16 protein-coding genes are annotated in these 15,482 nt (G+C 73.7%); 7 read left to right on the forward strand and 9 right to left on the reverse strand.

Annotated features, from left to right (window positions below; genetic code table 11):
* Window positions 1-170: 170 nt before the first annotated feature.
* Complete coding sequence (locus tag ACZ52R_RS07130; RefSeq protein WP_360499964.1) at window positions 171-980, reverse strand: LOG family protein; 810 nt, start codon at window positions 978-980, stop codon at window positions 171-173.
* A gap of 132 nt (window positions 981-1,112) precedes the next feature.
* The gene (gene dapE / locus ACZ52R_RS07135; protein ID WP_465616881.1) at window positions 1,113-2,189 is read right to left on the reverse strand and encodes a succinyl-diaminopimelate desuccinylase; all 1,077 of its coding nucleotides are present in this window, start codon (window positions 2,187-2,189) and stop codon (window positions 1,113-1,115) included.
* A 346-nt stretch (window positions 2,190-2,535) separates the two neighbouring features.
* On the opposite strand from dapE, the gene ACZ52R_RS07140 reads away from it, so the two are divergent.
* Together ACZ52R_RS07140 and ACZ52R_RS07145 are read left to right on the forward strand one after the other, a co-directional pair.
* Window positions 2,536-3,513 carry a VldE C-terminal domain-containing protein gene (locus tag ACZ52R_RS07140; RefSeq protein WP_465616905.1) on the forward strand — a complete coding sequence of 326 codons (978 nt, stop codon included), beginning with the start codon at window positions 2,536-2,538 and terminating at the stop codon, window positions 3,511-3,513.
* 303 nt (window positions 3,514-3,816) lie between these two features.
* Window positions 3,817-4,620, forward strand: a complete 804-nt coding sequence (locus tag ACZ52R_RS07145; RefSeq protein WP_465616879.1) for a hypothetical protein — start codon at window positions 3,817-3,819, stop codon at window positions 4,618-4,620.
* Between the two features lie 125 nt (window positions 4,621-4,745).
* Here ACZ52R_RS07145 and dapC read toward each other — a convergent pair whose 3' ends face one another.
* Window positions 4,746-5,894, reverse strand: a complete 1,149-nt coding sequence (dapC, locus tag ACZ52R_RS07150) for a succinyldiaminopimelate transaminase (RefSeq protein ID WP_465616877.1) — start codon at window positions 5,892-5,894, stop codon at window positions 4,746-4,748.
* 20 nt (window positions 5,895-5,914) lie between these two features.
* Entirely contained in the window at window positions 5,915-6,241 is a 327-nt protein-coding gene (gene fdxA, locus ACZ52R_RS07155) for a ferredoxin (protein WP_030061559.1), read from the reverse strand.
* Window positions 6,242-6,371: 130 nt separating this feature from the next.
* Here fdxA and ACZ52R_RS07160 point away from each other — a divergent pair, with 130 nt between their 5' ends.
* Window positions 6,372-7,385: a GNAT family N-acetyltransferase gene (locus ACZ52R_RS07160; RefSeq protein WP_465616875.1), complete on the forward strand. Its 1,014-nt coding sequence runs from the start codon at window positions 6,372-6,374 to the stop codon at window positions 7,383-7,385.
* A gap of 128 nt (window positions 7,386-7,513) precedes the next feature.
* A complete protein-coding gene (locus ACZ52R_RS07165) occupies window positions 7,514-8,386 on the forward strand; it encodes a transglutaminase family protein (protein WP_465616873.1) in 873 nt (290 codons plus the stop codon).
* 12 nt (window positions 8,387-8,398) lie between these two features.
* Here the strand turns inward: ACZ52R_RS07165 and ACZ52R_RS07170 are convergent, their stop codons facing one another.
* Window positions 8,399-9,028 carry a response regulator gene (locus tag ACZ52R_RS07170; RefSeq protein WP_465616871.1) on the reverse strand — a complete coding sequence of 210 codons (630 nt, stop codon included), beginning with the start codon at window positions 9,026-9,028 and terminating at the stop codon, window positions 8,399-8,401.
* A 99-nt stretch (window positions 9,029-9,127) separates the two neighbouring features.
* Between ACZ52R_RS07170 and ACZ52R_RS07175 the strand changes: the two genes are divergently transcribed.
* Complete coding sequence (locus ACZ52R_RS07175; RefSeq protein WP_465616869.1) at window positions 9,128-9,628, forward strand: GNAT family N-acetyltransferase; 501 nt, start codon at window positions 9,128-9,130, stop codon at window positions 9,626-9,628.
* A 97-nt stretch (window positions 9,629-9,725) separates the two neighbouring features.
* Here ACZ52R_RS07175 and ACZ52R_RS07180 read toward each other — a convergent pair whose 3' ends face one another.
* Genes ACZ52R_RS07180 through murJ form a run of 3 tightly spaced genes read right to left on the reverse strand, consistent with a single transcriptional unit; the run spans window position 9,726 to window position 12,003 of the window.
* Complete coding sequence (locus ACZ52R_RS07180; protein WP_360499946.1) at window positions 9,726-10,076, reverse strand: hypothetical protein; 351 nt, start codon at window positions 10,074-10,076, stop codon at window positions 9,726-9,728.
* A 14-nt stretch (window positions 10,077-10,090) separates the two neighbouring features.
* Window positions 10,091-10,411, reverse strand: a complete 321-nt coding sequence (locus ACZ52R_RS07185) for a hypothetical protein (protein ID WP_465616867.1) — start codon at window positions 10,409-10,411, stop codon at window positions 10,091-10,093.
* Complete coding sequence (murJ, locus tag ACZ52R_RS07190) at window positions 10,408-12,003, reverse strand: murein biosynthesis integral membrane protein MurJ (RefSeq protein ID WP_465753041.1); 1,596 nt, start codon at window positions 12,001-12,003, stop codon at window positions 10,408-10,410. Before murJ ends, ACZ52R_RS07185 begins: the two co-directional genes overlap by 4 nt.
* 142 nt (window positions 12,004-12,145) lie before the next feature.
* Here murJ and ACZ52R_RS07195 point away from each other — a divergent pair, with 142 nt between their 5' ends.
* Window positions 12,146-12,811 (forward strand): response regulator transcription factor, encoded by a 666-nt coding sequence (locus ACZ52R_RS07195; protein ID WP_465753043.1) that lies wholly within the window; start codon window positions 12,146-12,148, stop codon window positions 12,809-12,811.
* Window positions 12,812-12,813: 2 nt separating this feature from the next.
* On the forward strand, window positions 12,814-14,223 hold the full coding sequence (locus tag ACZ52R_RS07200) for a sensor histidine kinase (protein WP_465616861.1): 1,410 nt from the start codon (window positions 12,814-12,816) through the stop codon (window positions 14,221-14,223).
* On the opposite strand, the gene ACZ52R_RS07205 is transcribed toward ACZ52R_RS07200, so the two are convergent.
* On the reverse strand, window positions 14,224-15,480 hold the full coding sequence (locus ACZ52R_RS07205; RefSeq protein ID WP_465616859.1) for a sensor histidine kinase: 1,257 nt from the start codon (window positions 15,478-15,480) through the stop codon (window positions 14,224-14,226).
* Window positions 15,481-15,482 lie beyond the last annotated feature (2 nt).

Consider the following 15,482-nt stretch of genomic DNA (forward strand, 5'->3'; position numbering starts at 1 on the left):
CGATCCGACAACCGCTCACCCGCACACGACTTGACCTGCCCCACCCTCGCCACACCACAACCAACGACACACAGACCACAAAGTCACCGGCATTGGGCCTAGGCCTCCTTGCCGGCGCCCGGCTCGCCTCCGGGACGCTCGGAACCCGGTGCCCCTTCGGCTCGCTCGCGCTAGATCTCGTTGGCGGGCCGACGGGCGTCGGCGAGGATCTTCATGACCTCGTCGACCTCGTCGGTGATGTGGAACAGCTCCAGGTCGTGCGGGGCCGCCTTGCCCTGCGCGACCAGGGTGTTCTTCAGCCACTCGAAGAGGCCGCCCCAGTACGCGGTGCCGTAGAGGATCACCGGGAAGCGGGTGACCTTCTTCGTCTGCACCAGGGTGAGCGCCTCGAACAGCTCGTCCAGGGTGCCGAGGCCGCCGGGCAGGACCACGAAGCCCTGCGCGTACTTCACGAACATCGTCTTGCGGACGAAGAAGTAACGGAAGTTCAGCCCGAGGTCGACGAACTCGTTGAGGCCCTGCTCGAAGGGCAGCTCGATGCCGAGCCCGACGCTGAGGCCGCCGGCCTCGGAGGCGCCGCGGTTGGCGGCCTCCATCGCGCCCGGGCCGCCGCCGGTGATCACCGCGTAGCCGGCCTCGGCGAGGGCCCGGCCGATGGCCATGCCGGCCTCGTACTCGGGCGAGTCGGCCGGGGTCCGGGCGGAGCCGAAGACGCTGATCGCGGGCGGGAGTTCGGCGAGGGCGCCGAAGCCCTCGACGAACTCGGAGGTGATCCGCAGCACCCGCCACGGGTCGGTGTGCAGCCAGTCGGTGGGGCCGGTGGTGTCCAGCAGGCGCTGGTCCGTGGTGCTCGTACCGACCTGGTCCCGGCGCACCAGCACCGGGCCCTTCTGCTTCTCGGGCCAGGCCTTCTTCTTCCGAGGCACGCCGACCTGCTCGGGGCCGTGCCCGTACTGCTTTTCGTCTCCTGTGCCTGTCATGACGAAACCCTACGCCCGCCTTCCCCCGTTTTCAGGCAACGGGGGAAGGTCGGTTGGGCAACCGGAAGGTAGCGTTCGACCGCTGATCGGATCAGCTGCCCGGCGCCGAGGCTCTGCCGGTGAGCGGGGCGCTCAGCTGGTCAGCCAGGCCCGCAGCCGCTCCTCGGTCTCCGCGATGGCGCTCAGCGAGCAGTGCTCCTCCCGCTTGTGCGCGAGGTTCGGGTCGCCGGGGCCGTAGTTGACCGCCGGGACGCCCAGCGCGCTGAACCGGGCGACGTCCGTCCAGCCGAATTTGGCCCGGGCCTGGCCGCCGGTGGCCGCCAGGAATGCCTGCGCGGCCGGCTGGGAGAGGCCGGGCAGGGCCCCCGGGGCGAAGTCGGTGACGGTCAGCTCGAAGCCGTCGAAGACCTCGCGCACGTGCTTCTCCGCCTCCGCCTCGCTGCGGTCCGGCGCGTAGCGGAAGTTGACCGTGACGACACACTCGTCCGGGATCACGTTGCCGGCCACACCGCCGTCGATCCGGACCGCGTTCAGGCCCTCGCGGTACTCCAGGCCGTCGATCTCCACCCGGCGCGGCCGGTACTGCGCGAGCCGGGTGAGCACCTCGGCGGCGTGGTGGATGGCGTTGTCGCCGAGCCAGCTGCGGGCCGCGTGGGCGCGCACACCGGTCAGCCGGACCTGCGCCCGCAGGGTGCCCTGGCAGCCTCCCTCGACCATGGCGCCGCTGGGCTCCATCAGCACCGCGAAGTCGGCGGCCAGCCAGTCCGGGCGCTCCTTGGCGAGGTGGCCGAGGCCGTTGCGGTGGGCCTCCACCTCCTCGCAGTCGTAGAACACGAAGGTGAGGTCGCGGTTGGGCTCGGGCAGGGTGGCGGCGAGCCGCAGCTGGACGGCCACGCCGGACTTCATGTCCGAGGTGCCGCAGCCGTAGAGCAGGTCGCCCTCGACGTACGACGGCAGGTTGTCGGCGATCGGCACGGTGTCCAGGTGGCCGGCCAGGAGGACCCGCTCGGCACGGCCCAGGTTCGTCCGGGCGACCACGTTGTTGCCGTACCGGTCCACGGTGAGGTGCGGGCAGCCGCGCAGGGCGGCCTCCACGGCGTCGGCGAGCGCCTGCTCGTCGCCGCTCACCGAGGGGAAGTCGACGAGCCTGGCGGTCAGCGCGCCGCCGTCGAGAGTGAGGTCCAGGGGCGTCGGGTTCGGGCTGCTCATGGCGCCAGCCTAGTCCGCGCCGGATGTGCCCTCCGTGGTCGTTCCGTGACACGGTTCGGGCCCCCGCCCCGAGCCGAAGGGCGCGCCGGAGCCGAAAGGGAGAAGCGAGGAGGCCCGAGGAACGAGGGCCTTGGAGCGCCGACCGTCGGCACCGGATCCCGAGCGCCCGGAGGCGAGCGGGCGAGTAACGGCAACCGGGGGGCGCCGCACATCCGTCCGAGTGGGTACGGTGTCGGATCAAGAAGCAGGCGCGAGAGGGGCGACGGTGGCCAGGAGAAGGAGCAGCGAGGAGCTGGGCGACGAGACGGCGCCCGCCCGCCGCCGCGGGCCGCTGCGCGCGCTGCTGATGGTGATCGTCGGGCTGCTCGGTCTCGCGCTGGTCGCGGGTCTGGCCGTGGTCGGCATCTGGTGGTTCGGCTTCAAGCCGGGCGAGACCGAGGGCTGCACGGTGAAGACCGCGGCCGGCAACGGCACCCTGGAGCTGCCGCAGGCCGCCAACGCGGCGACGATCGCGGCGGTGGCGCGCTCGCGCGGGCTGCCGGACCGGGCCACCGCGATCTCGTTGGCGACCGCCATGCAGGAGTCCAAGCTGCGCAACCTCGAGGGCGGCGACCGGGACTCGATCGGCCTCTTCCAGCAGCGGCCGTCGATGGGCTGGGGCACCCCGGCGCAGATCGCGGACCCGGTGTACGCGACGAACAAGTTCCTGGACGGCCTGGTCAAGGTCCCCGGTTACACCCGGCTGCCGCTGACCGACGCCGCGCAGGCTGTGCAGAAGAGCGGGTATCCGCAGGCCTACGCCAAGCACGAGACCAAGGCGACCCTGCTCACCTCGGCGCTGGCGGGCCGGGAGCCCGCCTCGTTCTCCTGCATCGTGCACGACTACGCCGCTCCGGACCCGGCGGACTCCCCGTCCCCCACGGCGGGCGCCTCCGCCACCCCGGTCGCGGTGCCGGACCGGGCGCAGGTGCTGTCCGACCGGGTGCGCCGGGAGTTCGGCCGTACCGTCACGCCGGCCACCGGCTACGCCTCGACCATCAAGGGCGCCGAGAACGCGGTGGCGCTGACCCCGGACCCGGCCACCGCCGCGCTGACGTCCTCGTCGGACGCCGGCGCGGACGGCGGGGTGAGCGCCGAGCGGGCCAGCGGCTGGGAGGTGGCCCACTGGGCGGTCGCCCAGGCCCAGCAGCTGGGCATCGCGACGGTCGCCTACGACGGGAAGATCTGGCGCAAGTCCAAGTCGGGGGACGGCTGGCAGCCGCAGCCGTCGGGTACCTCGACCAAGCTCGTCCAGGTCACTCTGGCGCCGTCCGCCAAGGGCTGACGCACTCACGTTCGGGTTGCCGCCGGACGGGTGATTCCGGTCAACTTCGCTGGACCCGCCGCCCGTTCGGCGACCCCTGTTGGAGAACCGTCACTCCCCTTGGCCTGGACCGGTGCAGCGCTGTCGGGCGAGGCCCGGTGTGCGCCACTGCTGCAGTCTTACGATCCGATGGTCGGTCAGGAGCTTTTCTTGCACCGGCCGAAACCTTCTGGCTTCTCAAGCGGTAACAACGTCGTCCGCCCGGTCGTCCACGCCCGGTCCCAGGGGCGGACGGGACGGACCCAGACCCCTTCGAGGAGCCCCATGTCTCACCCCCTCACGCGCCGGATCGCTCAGGCCGCGCTCGTCGTGGCGGCCGGAGCGACCCCGCTGGTCGCGGCCGGCTCCGCGTCCGCCCTGGGCGGGGACGCCCTGCTGCCCAAGAGCGACCTCGCAGCGCCGCTGGGCCAGCTGACCAACACCGACACCGGTTCCACCCTCCAGCACACCACCCACCAGCTCGGCCAGGCCGCCGGCACCACCGGCGCGGCCACCGTCGCCGCCGGCGTACCGGCCTCCGCCGACGCCGCCGGCAGCATCGTCGCCCACCAGCTCCCCGAGGCGAACGAGAAGGCCGGCTCGCTGACCGCGCCGGTCGACCAGACCGCCGCCACCACCGGCCAGCTCTCCGCCGTCACCCCGAAGGTCGCCTCGGCGCTGGCCGGCAAGCTCGGCGAGGCCGTCACCGGCAAGGGCATGGGCACCCGCAGCGCCAACGCGGACGCCGGCCCGGTCGGCGGGCTCGCCCAGGCGGGCGCCATCGCCCAGGCCCTGCCGGGCGCCGACAAGCTCTCCGGTGCCGTCCCCGGCACCAACGCCGTCACCGACGCCCTGCCGCTGGGCTCGGTGGAGCGCGCGCTGCCGCTCGGCTCGGTCGAGCACGCCCTGCCGGCCGACCTGCCCGGCACCGACGTCCTGGGCCTGGCCGAGCACGGTTCGGCCAACCGCCTCGGCGGCGCCGACCTCGGCCCGAACAACCCGCTGTCCGGCCTGACCGGCTCGCTCGGCCCGGTCGGCGGGCTGCTGAACGGCGTGAACGGCGGCAACATCAGCGGCCTGCCGCTGTAGTCCGCGTGCCGCAGTCGGCATGACGAAGGGGCCGGTGTTCCGCTCGGAACACCGGCCCCTTCGGCGTGCGGCAGGCGCCTCGCCCAGCGCGCCTCGCTCAGCGCACTGTTCTCAGCACGCCGCGTTCAGCACGCCGCGTTCAGCCGCTCCACGGCCGCGGCGACCCGCTCGTCGGTCGCGGTGAACGCGACCCGGACGAAGCGCTCGCCGGCCGGACCGTAGAAGTCGCCGGGCGCCACCAGGATGCCCAGCCCGGCCAGTTCGGCCACGGTCTCCCAGCACGGGCGGTCCTGGGTCGCCCACAGGTAGAGGCTCGCCTCGGAGTACTCGATCCGGAAGCCGTACGCCTCCAGCGCAGCGCGCAGCGCCGAGCGCCGGGCCGCGTACCGCTCCCGCTGCTCGGCCACGTGCGCGTCGTCCGCGAGCGCGGCGACGGTCGCGGCCTGGACCGGGGCGGGCACGATCATGCCGCCGTGCTTGCGCACCTCCAGCAGCTCCCTGACCACCACCGGGTCGCCCGCGACGAAGGAGGCGCGGTAGCCGGCCAGGTTGGAGCGCTTGGAGAGCGAGTGGACGGCCAGCAGGCCCTCGTGGCCGCCGCCGCACACCTCCGGGTGCAGGACGGAGACCGGCTCGGCCTCCCAGCCCAGCTCGAAGTAGCACTCGTCGCTGACCAGCAGCGCCCGGTGCTCGCGGGCCCACTCGACGGCGCGGCGCAGTTCGTCCGCGCCCAGCACCCGGCCGGTCGGGTTGGACGGCGAGTTCACCCAGAGCAGCCGCACCCGGGAGCCGTCCAGCTCGTCCACCGAGTCGTACTCGACCGGCTCGGCGCCGCACAGCCGCGCGCCCACCTCGTACGTCGGGTAGGCCAGGCGCGGGTAGGCGACCTGGTCGCCGGGGCCGAGGCCGAGCTGGGTCGGCAGCCAGGCCACCAGTTCCTTGGAGCCGACGGTCGGCAGGACGGCCTGCGGGCCGATCTCGGCGCCGAGGCGGCGGTGCAGCCAGCCGGCGATCGCCTCGCGCAGCTCCAGCGGGCCCCAGACGGTCGGGTAGCCGGGCGTGTCGGTGTGCGCGGCCAGCGCCTTCTGGATCACCTCGGGAACCGGGTCCACCGGGGTGCCGACGGAGAAGTCGCAGAGGCCGCCCGGGTGGGCCAGGGCGGTCGCCTTGTACGGCTCCAGCTTGTCCCAGGGGAAGACCGGCAGGAGTTCCGAAACGCGGCGCGCCGCCCCCGGGTGGCCCGGGAACGGCGCGCGCGTGCTGTCGTTGTTCACAGCTTCGATGCCACCGATCGTCAGTGGTCGGCGTTCTGCGGCGGCAGAGCGGCGATGAACGGGTGGTCGCGCTCGATCAGGCCCAGCTTCGAGGCGCCACCGGGCGAGCCCAGGTCGTCGAAGAACTCGACGTTCGCCTTGTAGTAGTCCTTCCACTCCTCCGGAGTGTCGTCCTCGTAGAAAATCGCCTCGACCGGGCAGACCGGCTCGCATGCGCCACAGTCGACACACTCATCCGGGTGGATGTAGAGCGATCGCTCGCCCTCGTAGATGCAGTCAACCGGGCACTCTTCGATGCACGCCTTGTCCTTCACGTCGACACAAGGCTGCGCGATGACGTAAGTCACGCTGTCGTTCCTCCTCGGAAGGGCCTGGTGGCCCGTTCTGTTCTGCTCGCGTGCGCGGTGAGCGCGGCGTCGTCGATGCCCGCCCCTAGTATCGCGGGTCGGAGACCGCAAATGCACAGGAGGTGGCCACATGGCGACGGGCAACCCGGTTGACGACCGGCCAGAGGTCCGGATAGATCGCTCTGACGTGGGACGACGCGTGTCCGTCCGACGCCTCTCCGAGTTCGTGGACGACCGGCCGGTGTTCCGGGATTCGATCGGCGTGCTCACATCGTGGGACGACCATGGGTTGACGATCGAGCCGCGATCCGGGGATCCGGTCTTCTTGCCGGAGAAGCTGCTGGTCGCAGGCAAGGTCGTGCCGCCGTTTCCCGCCCGGCGCGCTCCGCTGCCGGTCACCTCGCCGGTCGAACTGCAGCGGATCGCGGGCCGCGGCTGGCCCGCCGTCGAGCAGGAGCCGCTGGGCGAGTGGACGCTGCGCGCCTCGGCCGGGTTCACCCGGCGGGCCAACTCCGTCCAGGCGCTCGGGGACCCGGGGCTGCCGCTGCCGGAGGCCCTGGCGACCGTCCGCGCCTGGTACGCGGACCGCGGGCTGCCCTCGTACGTCGAGGTGATCACCCCGGGGTCGCCGAAGGACCTGCGGGCGGAACTCGACCGGCTGGGCGCCGGGTACGCGCCCACCCTGGTCCGCACCGCCCCGCTCGCCGGGCTCGCCCGCGCGGGCGGCGGGCACGACCGGGTGCGGCTGTCACGGACGGCGGACGACGCGTGGCTGTCGCTGTACCGGCGGGTGGGCGAGGACCCGGCGGTCGAGGAGGCGGCGCGGCAGGTGCTGCACGGCGGACCGTCGCTCTGGTTCGCCACCGTGCCGGGGGCGCCCGGGCAACCGCCGCTGGCGATCGGACGCTGCGTCATCGAGGGGCCCTGGGCCTGCTTCGGCGCGATCGAGGTGCAGCCGTACGCTCGGCGGGCCGGGCTGGCGACGGCGGTCATGGCGGTGCTCGCCTCGCGGGCGGCCGAGGAGGGCGCGAGCGGCGGATACCTGCAGGTCGAGGCGGAGAACGCGGGGGCGATCGCGCTCTATGACGGACTCGGCTTCACGACCAGTCACACTTACCACTACGCCCTTCTTCCCCAGGGGTAGCCGAACCGCCGTTCGTCCCGTTCGCGGCCTGCCTGCCGGTCGTTTTGCCCGCCACTCGTTTTGCCCGCCACTCGTTTTGCCCGCCAGTCGCCTTGTCCGTCCGCCGTACGAAAGCCGTCGCCGTCACCGTGACCGAGCAGAGCAGAGACCGCTTCCGGACCGCCGCCCGCTCCGAGCAGCCCGACCCCGTGCTGCTCTGCCTGCTCGCCGCCGCCGAACACGGCCCGGCGCTCGACCCGGGCGATCCCGGCGAGCCGCCGGGCGTGGACGCCCTGCTCGCCGCCTGCGAAGCCGCGCTGGAACGGCACGCGGGCGCCGTCCGGCTGGCCGTCGCCGAGCGCGCGCCTGCCGGGCCGGAGGAGACCGCTGCCCTGCTCGCGGCCGTCCTCGCCGGGCGGGAGCGCTTCCACGGGCAGCAGGCGGACTACCGGCGGCTGGAGTCCTCGCTGCTGCCCGAGGTGTTGCGGCGGCGGCGGGGACTGCCGATCATGCTCTCGCTGGTGTGGATGGCGGTCGGGCGGCGGGCCGGGCTCACCGTCCACGGCATCGCGCTGCCGGGCCACTTCATCGTCGCCGTCGGCGGGCCGGCCGGCGGCGAGGAGTACATCCTGGCCGACCCGTTCCACGGCGGGCGGCTGCTCGACCCCGCGGACGTCGAGGACCTGGTCGCCGCCGCCGGGCACGAGTTCACGCCAGCCCTGCTCACCCCGGCCCAGCCGCTGGACATCGTGCTGCGCGTGCTCGGCAACATCCGGGCCTGGGCCGCCGACCGCCCCGAGCACGCCCGGACCCAGCTCTGGGCCACCGAGCTCGCCCTGCTGCTGCCCCGCCACCCCGCCCAGCTCCGGCTGGAGCGGGCCGAACTCCTCGTCCGCACCGGGGACTTCCTCGGCGGCTCGGCGGAGATGGACGCGTACGCGCAGATCCTGGACGCCTTCGACCCGGACGGGGCCGCCAAGGTCCGGCAGGAGGCGCGGGCGGCGCGGCACCGGCTCAACTGAGCCCTCCGCCGGTTACAGCCAGCCCTTCTCGCGGGCGATCCGGACCGCCTCGGTGCGGTTGCGGGCCTCGGTCTTCTGGATCGCCATCGACAGGTAGTTGCGGACCGTTCCCTCCGACAGGTGCAGCCGCTTGGCGATGTCCGCGTTCACCGCGCCGTCGGCGGCCGCACCCAGGACGTCCCGCTCGCGCGCGGTCAGCGGGTTGGCGCCCTCGGCCAGCGCGGCCGCCGCCAGCGCCGGGTCGATCACCCGCTCGCCGCGCAGCACCCGGCGGATCGCCTCGGCCAGTTCGGAGGCGGGCGCGTCCTTCACCAGGAACGCGTCGGCGCCCGACTCCATCGCCCGGCGCAGGTAGCCGGGGCGGCCGAAGGTCGTCGCGATGACCACCTTGGTGCGCGGTGCCCGCCTGCTCAGCTCGGCGGCCGCCTCGATGCCCGTCATGCCAGGCATCTCGATGTCCAGCACGGCGACCTGCACGTCATTCGCCAGCACCGCCGCCACCACCTCGTCCCCGCGCCCGACCTGCGCGACGACGTCGATGTCCCCCTCCAGTCCGAGCAGCGCGGCCAGCGCCTCCCGGACCATCCCCTGATCCTCGGCGAGCAGCACGCGGATCGAGGCCCCGTTGTCAGTGTCGTTCATGGCCATGACCTTAGAGGGCGAGTCGAGCCGCCCGTGGGGGCAGAGCTGCGGGAGGTATTCCGGTGGTTCACCGCGTCCCCGTGGGACCACACTGTCCGGATGCCGACCCTGGAACTCCTCCGCCCCGACCACGCCGAGGCCCTGCTGGCCTTCGAACGCACCAACCGCGCCTACTTCGCCCGCACCGTCCCGGACCGCGGTGACGCCTACTTCGCCGAGTTCCCCGCCCGCCTCGCCGCGCTCCTCGCCGAACAGGCCGAGGGCACCTGCCGGTTCCACGTCGTCCGGGACGCGGACGGGGACCTCGTCGGCCGCGTCAACCTGCTGGACCTCGTCGACGGCTCGGCCGAACTCGGCTACCGCATCGCCGAATCCGCCGCCGGCCGCGGCCTCGCCTCCGCCGTCGTCGCCGAGGTCTGCCGCCTCGCCGCCACCTCGTACGGCCTGACCGGCCTGACCGCCGCCACCACGGTCGACAACCCGGCCTCACAGGCCGTCCTCGCCCGCAACGGCTTCCGGTTCGTGGACGAGGTCCTGCTCGGCGACCGCCCCGGACTCTCCTACCGCCGCAGCCTGGCCGACCTGAGCCCGCCGGAGTAGCCGGAGCGGGAAGTCGGCCCGGCCGACCTCCCGCTCCTTCCGGCTCCTGCTCCTGCAACGGCTGCAGCGACGGCTGCGGGTGCAGGTGCGGTGCGGGTCAGAGCCAGCGCTGGGCGGCCTCAACGCTGTCGGCGCCGCTGGTGTTGAAGGCGATGGCGGCGTGCGGGGCATGGCGGCGGACGAGGTTGACGACGAGTTCGAAGAAGGGGAGGGCCGGTTCGGGCTTGCGGATGCCGCCGCCGATGACGACGACGTCCCATCCGTGCCCGTCGAGCGCGGCGACGATCGCGGGCTCGGCGGTCGCGTCGGGGGCGACCAGGGTCATCGCGGCGTCGATGCCGTGGTCGGCGAAGCGGGCGAGTTCGGCGTCGAGGACGGCCCGCAGGGCGTCGCCGTCCATGCCGGGGACGGTGTGCGGGTCGAAGCCGAGGATGAGGACAGAGGACATGCCCGACAGGACGATCAGCTCGGGTCGGAAGGTTCCCCGAGGAGGTAGCGGGCGGCGTCGGCGAGGGTGAGCTTGGGGTCGCTCCAGGAGCAGACCTCCAGCCAGGAGAGCCGGCCGTCCTCGGCGAAGAGGAGCACCTCGCCGTCGGAGCCGATGGCCGCCTCGGCCACCACCTCCGAGCGGGCGCCGTCCTCGACACCGGCGAAGAGGGCGGTGCTGCAACCGCATCGGCAGCGGGACTCGACGCGCAGGTGGGCGACTTGGGCGCGCAGGGGGTGGCCCTCGGGGAGGAGGACGTCGAGGGTACGGACGATGTCATCGGGAAGCTGGGTCATGAGCGGCGCAACCGTTCGGTGAGAGCGGACAGTTCTTCGATGCGGAGGAGACGGGCGAGGAGGAGGTAGACGACGGCGAGGACGGCGCCGGCGGCCGGCAGGCCGTAGCGGGTGGCCCACCAGGCGGCGGCCGCGGCCGGGAGGGCGGCGGCGAGCAGCTTGGCGTGCGCGCCCAGCACGCGCAGCGGGCCGAGACGCCTGCGCAGCAGCGGGTAGGCGGCCAGGACGGTGAGCAGGAAGGAGCCGCCGTAGCAGCCGGCCATCCCGGTGACGGCCCAGCGCAGCGGCAGCAGCCGGTGGCAGAGCAGGGCACCGAGCGCGGTCGCGGCGACGGGCAGCAGATTGAGCAGGAAGGGCGTGCGGCTGTCGCCGAGCGCGTAGAAGGTGCGGGTCAGCGCGTACGAGGCCGAGTAGAGGACCAGGCCGGGCGCGAAGGCGGTCAGCATGCCCGCGATGGCCTGGACGTCGGCGGAGCCGGTACGGCCGTGGCCGAAGGCGAGGGCGCACAGCTGCGGCGCGAGGACGGCGAGCGCGCAGGCCGCCGGAACGGTGACCGCCCCGATCGTGCGGACCGTACGGGCGAGCAGCCCGCGGACGACGCGCGGGGAGTCGGCCGCGGCGCTGAGCGAGGGGACGACGGCGGTCACCACGGACACCGTGACCACGCCGTGCGGCACGATCCACAACAGGTACGCGCTGCTGTACGCCGTGTACCCGACGCCGGGCAGCCCGGCCGCGGCGGCCTGCGAGCCGACGAGCGTGGAGAGCCGGGTCACCACCCAGTAGCCGACCTGGTCGCCGAGCACCAGCAGCAGCGTCCATCCGGCAGCCCGCAGCGGCTCGCCGAGCCCGGCCTCGCGCCAGTCCCAGCGCGGCCGCAGCCGCACCCCGGCGGCCCGCAGACAGGGCAGCAGCAGCAGGCTCTGCGCGACCACGCCCGCCGTCGTACCGGCGCCCAGCACGGCCAAGTCGGCGCCGGAGAAGGACCGTTGTCCGACATAGGCGCCGAGAACCCCGATCACGACCAGGTTGTTGAGCACCGGCGCCCACGCCATCGGCGCGAACCGCTGCCGGGCGTTGAGGAGTTGGCCCAGCACCGTGAACAGGCCGTAGAAGAACACCTGCGGCAGACACAGGTACGCCAGCAGCACCGTGCGGTCCAACTGCGCGCCGCCGTACGAGGTGTACGCCCGCACCACGTACGGCGCGGCCGGCACCACCACCGCCGTCAGCACCACCAGCGCGGCCACCAGCACCGTCACCAGCCGGTTGACGTGCGCCGCGCCGCCGTCCGCCGACTCCTCGGCGGCACGCACCAGATGGGGCACCAGCGCGGTGTTCAGCGCGCCGCCGATCAGCAGCACGAACAGGATGTTGGGCACGGTGTTCGCCACGTTGTAGCCGTCCGCGAGGACCCCCGAGCCGAGGACGGCCACCAGGACCGCCGAGCGGACGAAGCCGGTGGCCCGGGACACCACCGTCCCCGCCGCCATCACCACGCTCGGCGGGACGGTGCGCCGCGGCTTGCGGTGCCGGGCGGACCGGACCGCAGGAAGCCCACGGGCCCGCACGGCCTCCTGGAGAACGGTCATCCGCCAGCCCCTCTCGCTCCGGGCACCGACCCGAACGGATCGGCGAAACGGCGAGAGCATGCGCCAAGTCCCCTGAAGCGAGGCTGAGAAAGCTGAAGAGCGCTTAAGGAACGGATCCGGCGCCGGTGGCATCCTGATCCGCATGGAGATTCTGGTGGTGGAGGACGACGCCCAGGTCGCCGCGGCCGTGCGCCGCGGCCTGGAGGCCGAGGGCTACACCGTCGACCTCGCCCCGGACGGCCTCACCGGCCTGCGACTGGCCCAGCGGCACCCCTACCGGGCGATCGTGCTCGACATCATGCTGCCCGGCCTGAACGGCTACAAGGTGTGCGAGGCGCTGCGCGCCGACGACGTGACCACCCCGATCCTGATGCTGACCGCCAAGGACGGCGAGTACGACGAGGCCGAGGGCCTGGACACCGGCGCCGACGACTACCTCACCAAGCCGTTCTCCTACCTGGTCTTCCTGGCCCGCCTGCGCGCCCTGATCCGCCGCAGCCAGACCCCCGGCCCGCTGCTGCGGGTCGGCGACCTGTGGCTGGACCCGGCGGGCCGCCGCTGCGGCCGGGGCAGCGCCGAGATCACCCTCACCGAGCGCGAGTTCGCCGTGCTGCGCTGCCTGGCCGAGCACCCCGGCGAGGTGCTGTCCAAGCGCCGGATCGTCGACGAGGTGTGGGACATCGCCTTCGACGGCGAGGAGTCCATCGTCGAGGTGTACGTCAGCATGCTGCGCCGCAAGGTGGACTCCCCGTTCGGCGCCCGCTCGATCACCACCGTGCGTGGCGCCGGCTACCGGCTGGAGGCCTGACCGTGCTCGGCCGTCTCTCGACCCGCCTGCGCACCTCACTGGCGGCCGGCCTGGCGGCGCTGCTGCTGCTCGGCGGCGGCGCCTGGTGGCTGCGCGGCCACATGTACGACGCCCAGCTGGAGGCCGCCCAGGCGGAGGCGAAGGCGCAGGCCCGGGAGATCAGCAGCGGCTACAAGTTCGGCCAACAGCTCGCGGACAGCGGGCAGTTGCCGTACGTGGTGCTGGACCGCGACGGCCAGGTGCTGATCAAGGGCGGCCCGCTGACCACCCAGCACCTGACCGGGCCGCCGCCGACCGTCGTACCGCGCCTGGCACCGGACGCGTGGCAGACCGTCCAGCGGATCACCATCGGCCCCGCGGGCTCGGCCGCCGCCAACCGCTACTCGGGGCGCACCTTCACCGCGATGGGCAGCTGGAGCCCGCTGCTGCGCAAGGACGGCGACCAGACGAAACCGATGGTCGGCCCGTTCACGGTGTACGTGCTGGCCACCCCGTTCGGCGCCGAGGCCTCGCTGCGCAGCATCGACCCGGTGCTCCGGGTCGGCGTGCCCGCCGCCGCACTGCTGGTCGCGCTGATGGTCTGGACGGCGACCAGCCGGGCGCTGCGCCCGGTGGACGCGATCCGCGCCGAGCTGGCCGAGATCGGCGAGCACCGGCTGGACCGCCGCGTCCCGGTGCCGCGCTCCGGGGACGAGATCAGCCGGATGGCCCGGACCACCAACGCCACACTGGACCGGCTGGAGCGCTCGGCCGCCCAGCAGCAGCGTTTCGTCGCGGACGCCTCGCACGAGCTGCGCAGCCCGATCGCGGCCCTGCGCACCAACCTCGAGGTCTCGCTGGCCCACCCCGAGCACACCGACTGGCCGGCCGCCACCCGGGAGGCACTCACCTCGGTCGAGCGCCTCCAACAGCTCACCGAGGACCTGCTGTTCCTGGCCCGGGGCACCCACCCGGCGACGGCCGGCCGGCTCACCACCGTCGACCTGTCCGCCGTGCTGCGCGAACTCGCCGACCAGTACCGCCCGGTCCTCGGCGCCCGGCTCGCCCTGCGGGTGGACGCGCCCGACCCGGTGCTGGTGCGCGGCAGCCGGATCCGGCTGCACCGGCTGGTGCGCAACCTGCTGGACAACGCCCAGCGGCACGCGGCCGGCGAGGTGGCGATGTCCGCGCGGCAGACCCCGCACCGCTGCGTCCTGGAGGTCCGGGACGACGGCCCGGGCGTGCCGCCGGAGGACCGCGAACGGATCTTCGAGCCGTTCACCCGGCTCGACGAGGCCCGCAGCCGGGACGCCGGCGGCAGCGGCCTGGGCCTGGCCATCGCCGCGGACGTCGCCACCCGGCACGGCGGCACCCTGCGCGTCGCCCACGCCCCGCGCGGCGCCCGCTTCGTACTGGAGCTGCCGCCTGCCTAGTTAGCCGGCCGTCGACGACCCGGCCGCGGCGGACACCGTCCGCAGCGGCACCGAGGCGCGCAGCCGGAAGCCCTTCCCGCGCTCCCCCGCCCCGGCCTCCAGCCGCCCGCCGACCAGTGCCAGCCGCTCCTCCAGCCCGGACAGCCCGTTCCCCGGCTGGGACTTGCCCGGCCCGTGACCGTCGTCGGCGATCTCCAGGACGGCGTAGCGCTCGCCGCTCGCCTCCCAGCTCTCGTCCCCCGTCACGGTGCAGACGGTGGCGCCCTCGCCGTGCCGGATGATGTTGGTGACGGCCTCGCGCAGCGCCCAGGCCAGCGCGCCCGCCTCCTCGTTGGCCAGCCCCGGCCAGCTGTCCACCAGCTCCGGCGCGGCCTCCAGCCGGACCTGGGCGGCGGCCAGCGCGGTACGGGCGGCGGCGAGTTCGACCGGCAGGGTCGGACGGCGGAAGCCGGTCACCGCCTCCCGGACGTCGATCAGCGACTGCCGGGCGACCTGCTCGATGTCGGCGACCTGTGCCCGCGCCGCCTCGTCCTTGCCGGCGTCCATGAACCGCCCGGCCAGCTCGCTCTTCAGGGTGATCAGCGAGAGCGAGTGCCCGAGCAGGTCGTGCAGGTCGCGGGCGAGCCGCAGCCGCTCCTCGGAGGCGGCCAGGTGCGCGACGGCGGCCCGGGCCTCGCGCAGCTCCTTCATGGTGGCGACCAGCCGCTGCAGGCCGGTCATCGCGACGCCGGAGAGGAACCCGCTGAGCGCGAAGGTGGCGATGTTGTCCGTACTCGCGTGGATGAGCAGGCCGACGGCGGCGATCAGCGCGGCCATGGCGGCCAGGGCGCGCAGCGCGTACCGCGCCGGTGTGATGACCGCGACGCACACCGAGGTGTAGATGAACAGGGTCAGGAAGGCTTCGCCGAGCACGACGGCGCACGCGATCGCGAGCACCACCATCACCGCGACGACCACCCGGCAGGCGCGCGGCCACATTCCCCCGGTCGAGCGGAAGATCACCAGCAGGACGTAGCCGGCCACAAAGAACGCCAGGCAGCTCCAGCCGAGCACCCGCGCGGCCGTGTCGTGCTCGCCGTTCACCAGCCGGCTCACCGGGTAGGCCAGGTAGACCATCCACAGCAGCATCCAGGCGACCTTGACCAGCAGCTGCCGCCGGCTCTCCACCGGGGAGCCGGGGACGTTCATGAACGACGCACGCGCCACACCCGCCTCCGGCCGCTCGTCGGGGCGGTGGGTCTGACGCGGGTCGCTCATGT

The organism is Kitasatospora sp. NPDC034023 (assembly GCF_055575795.1).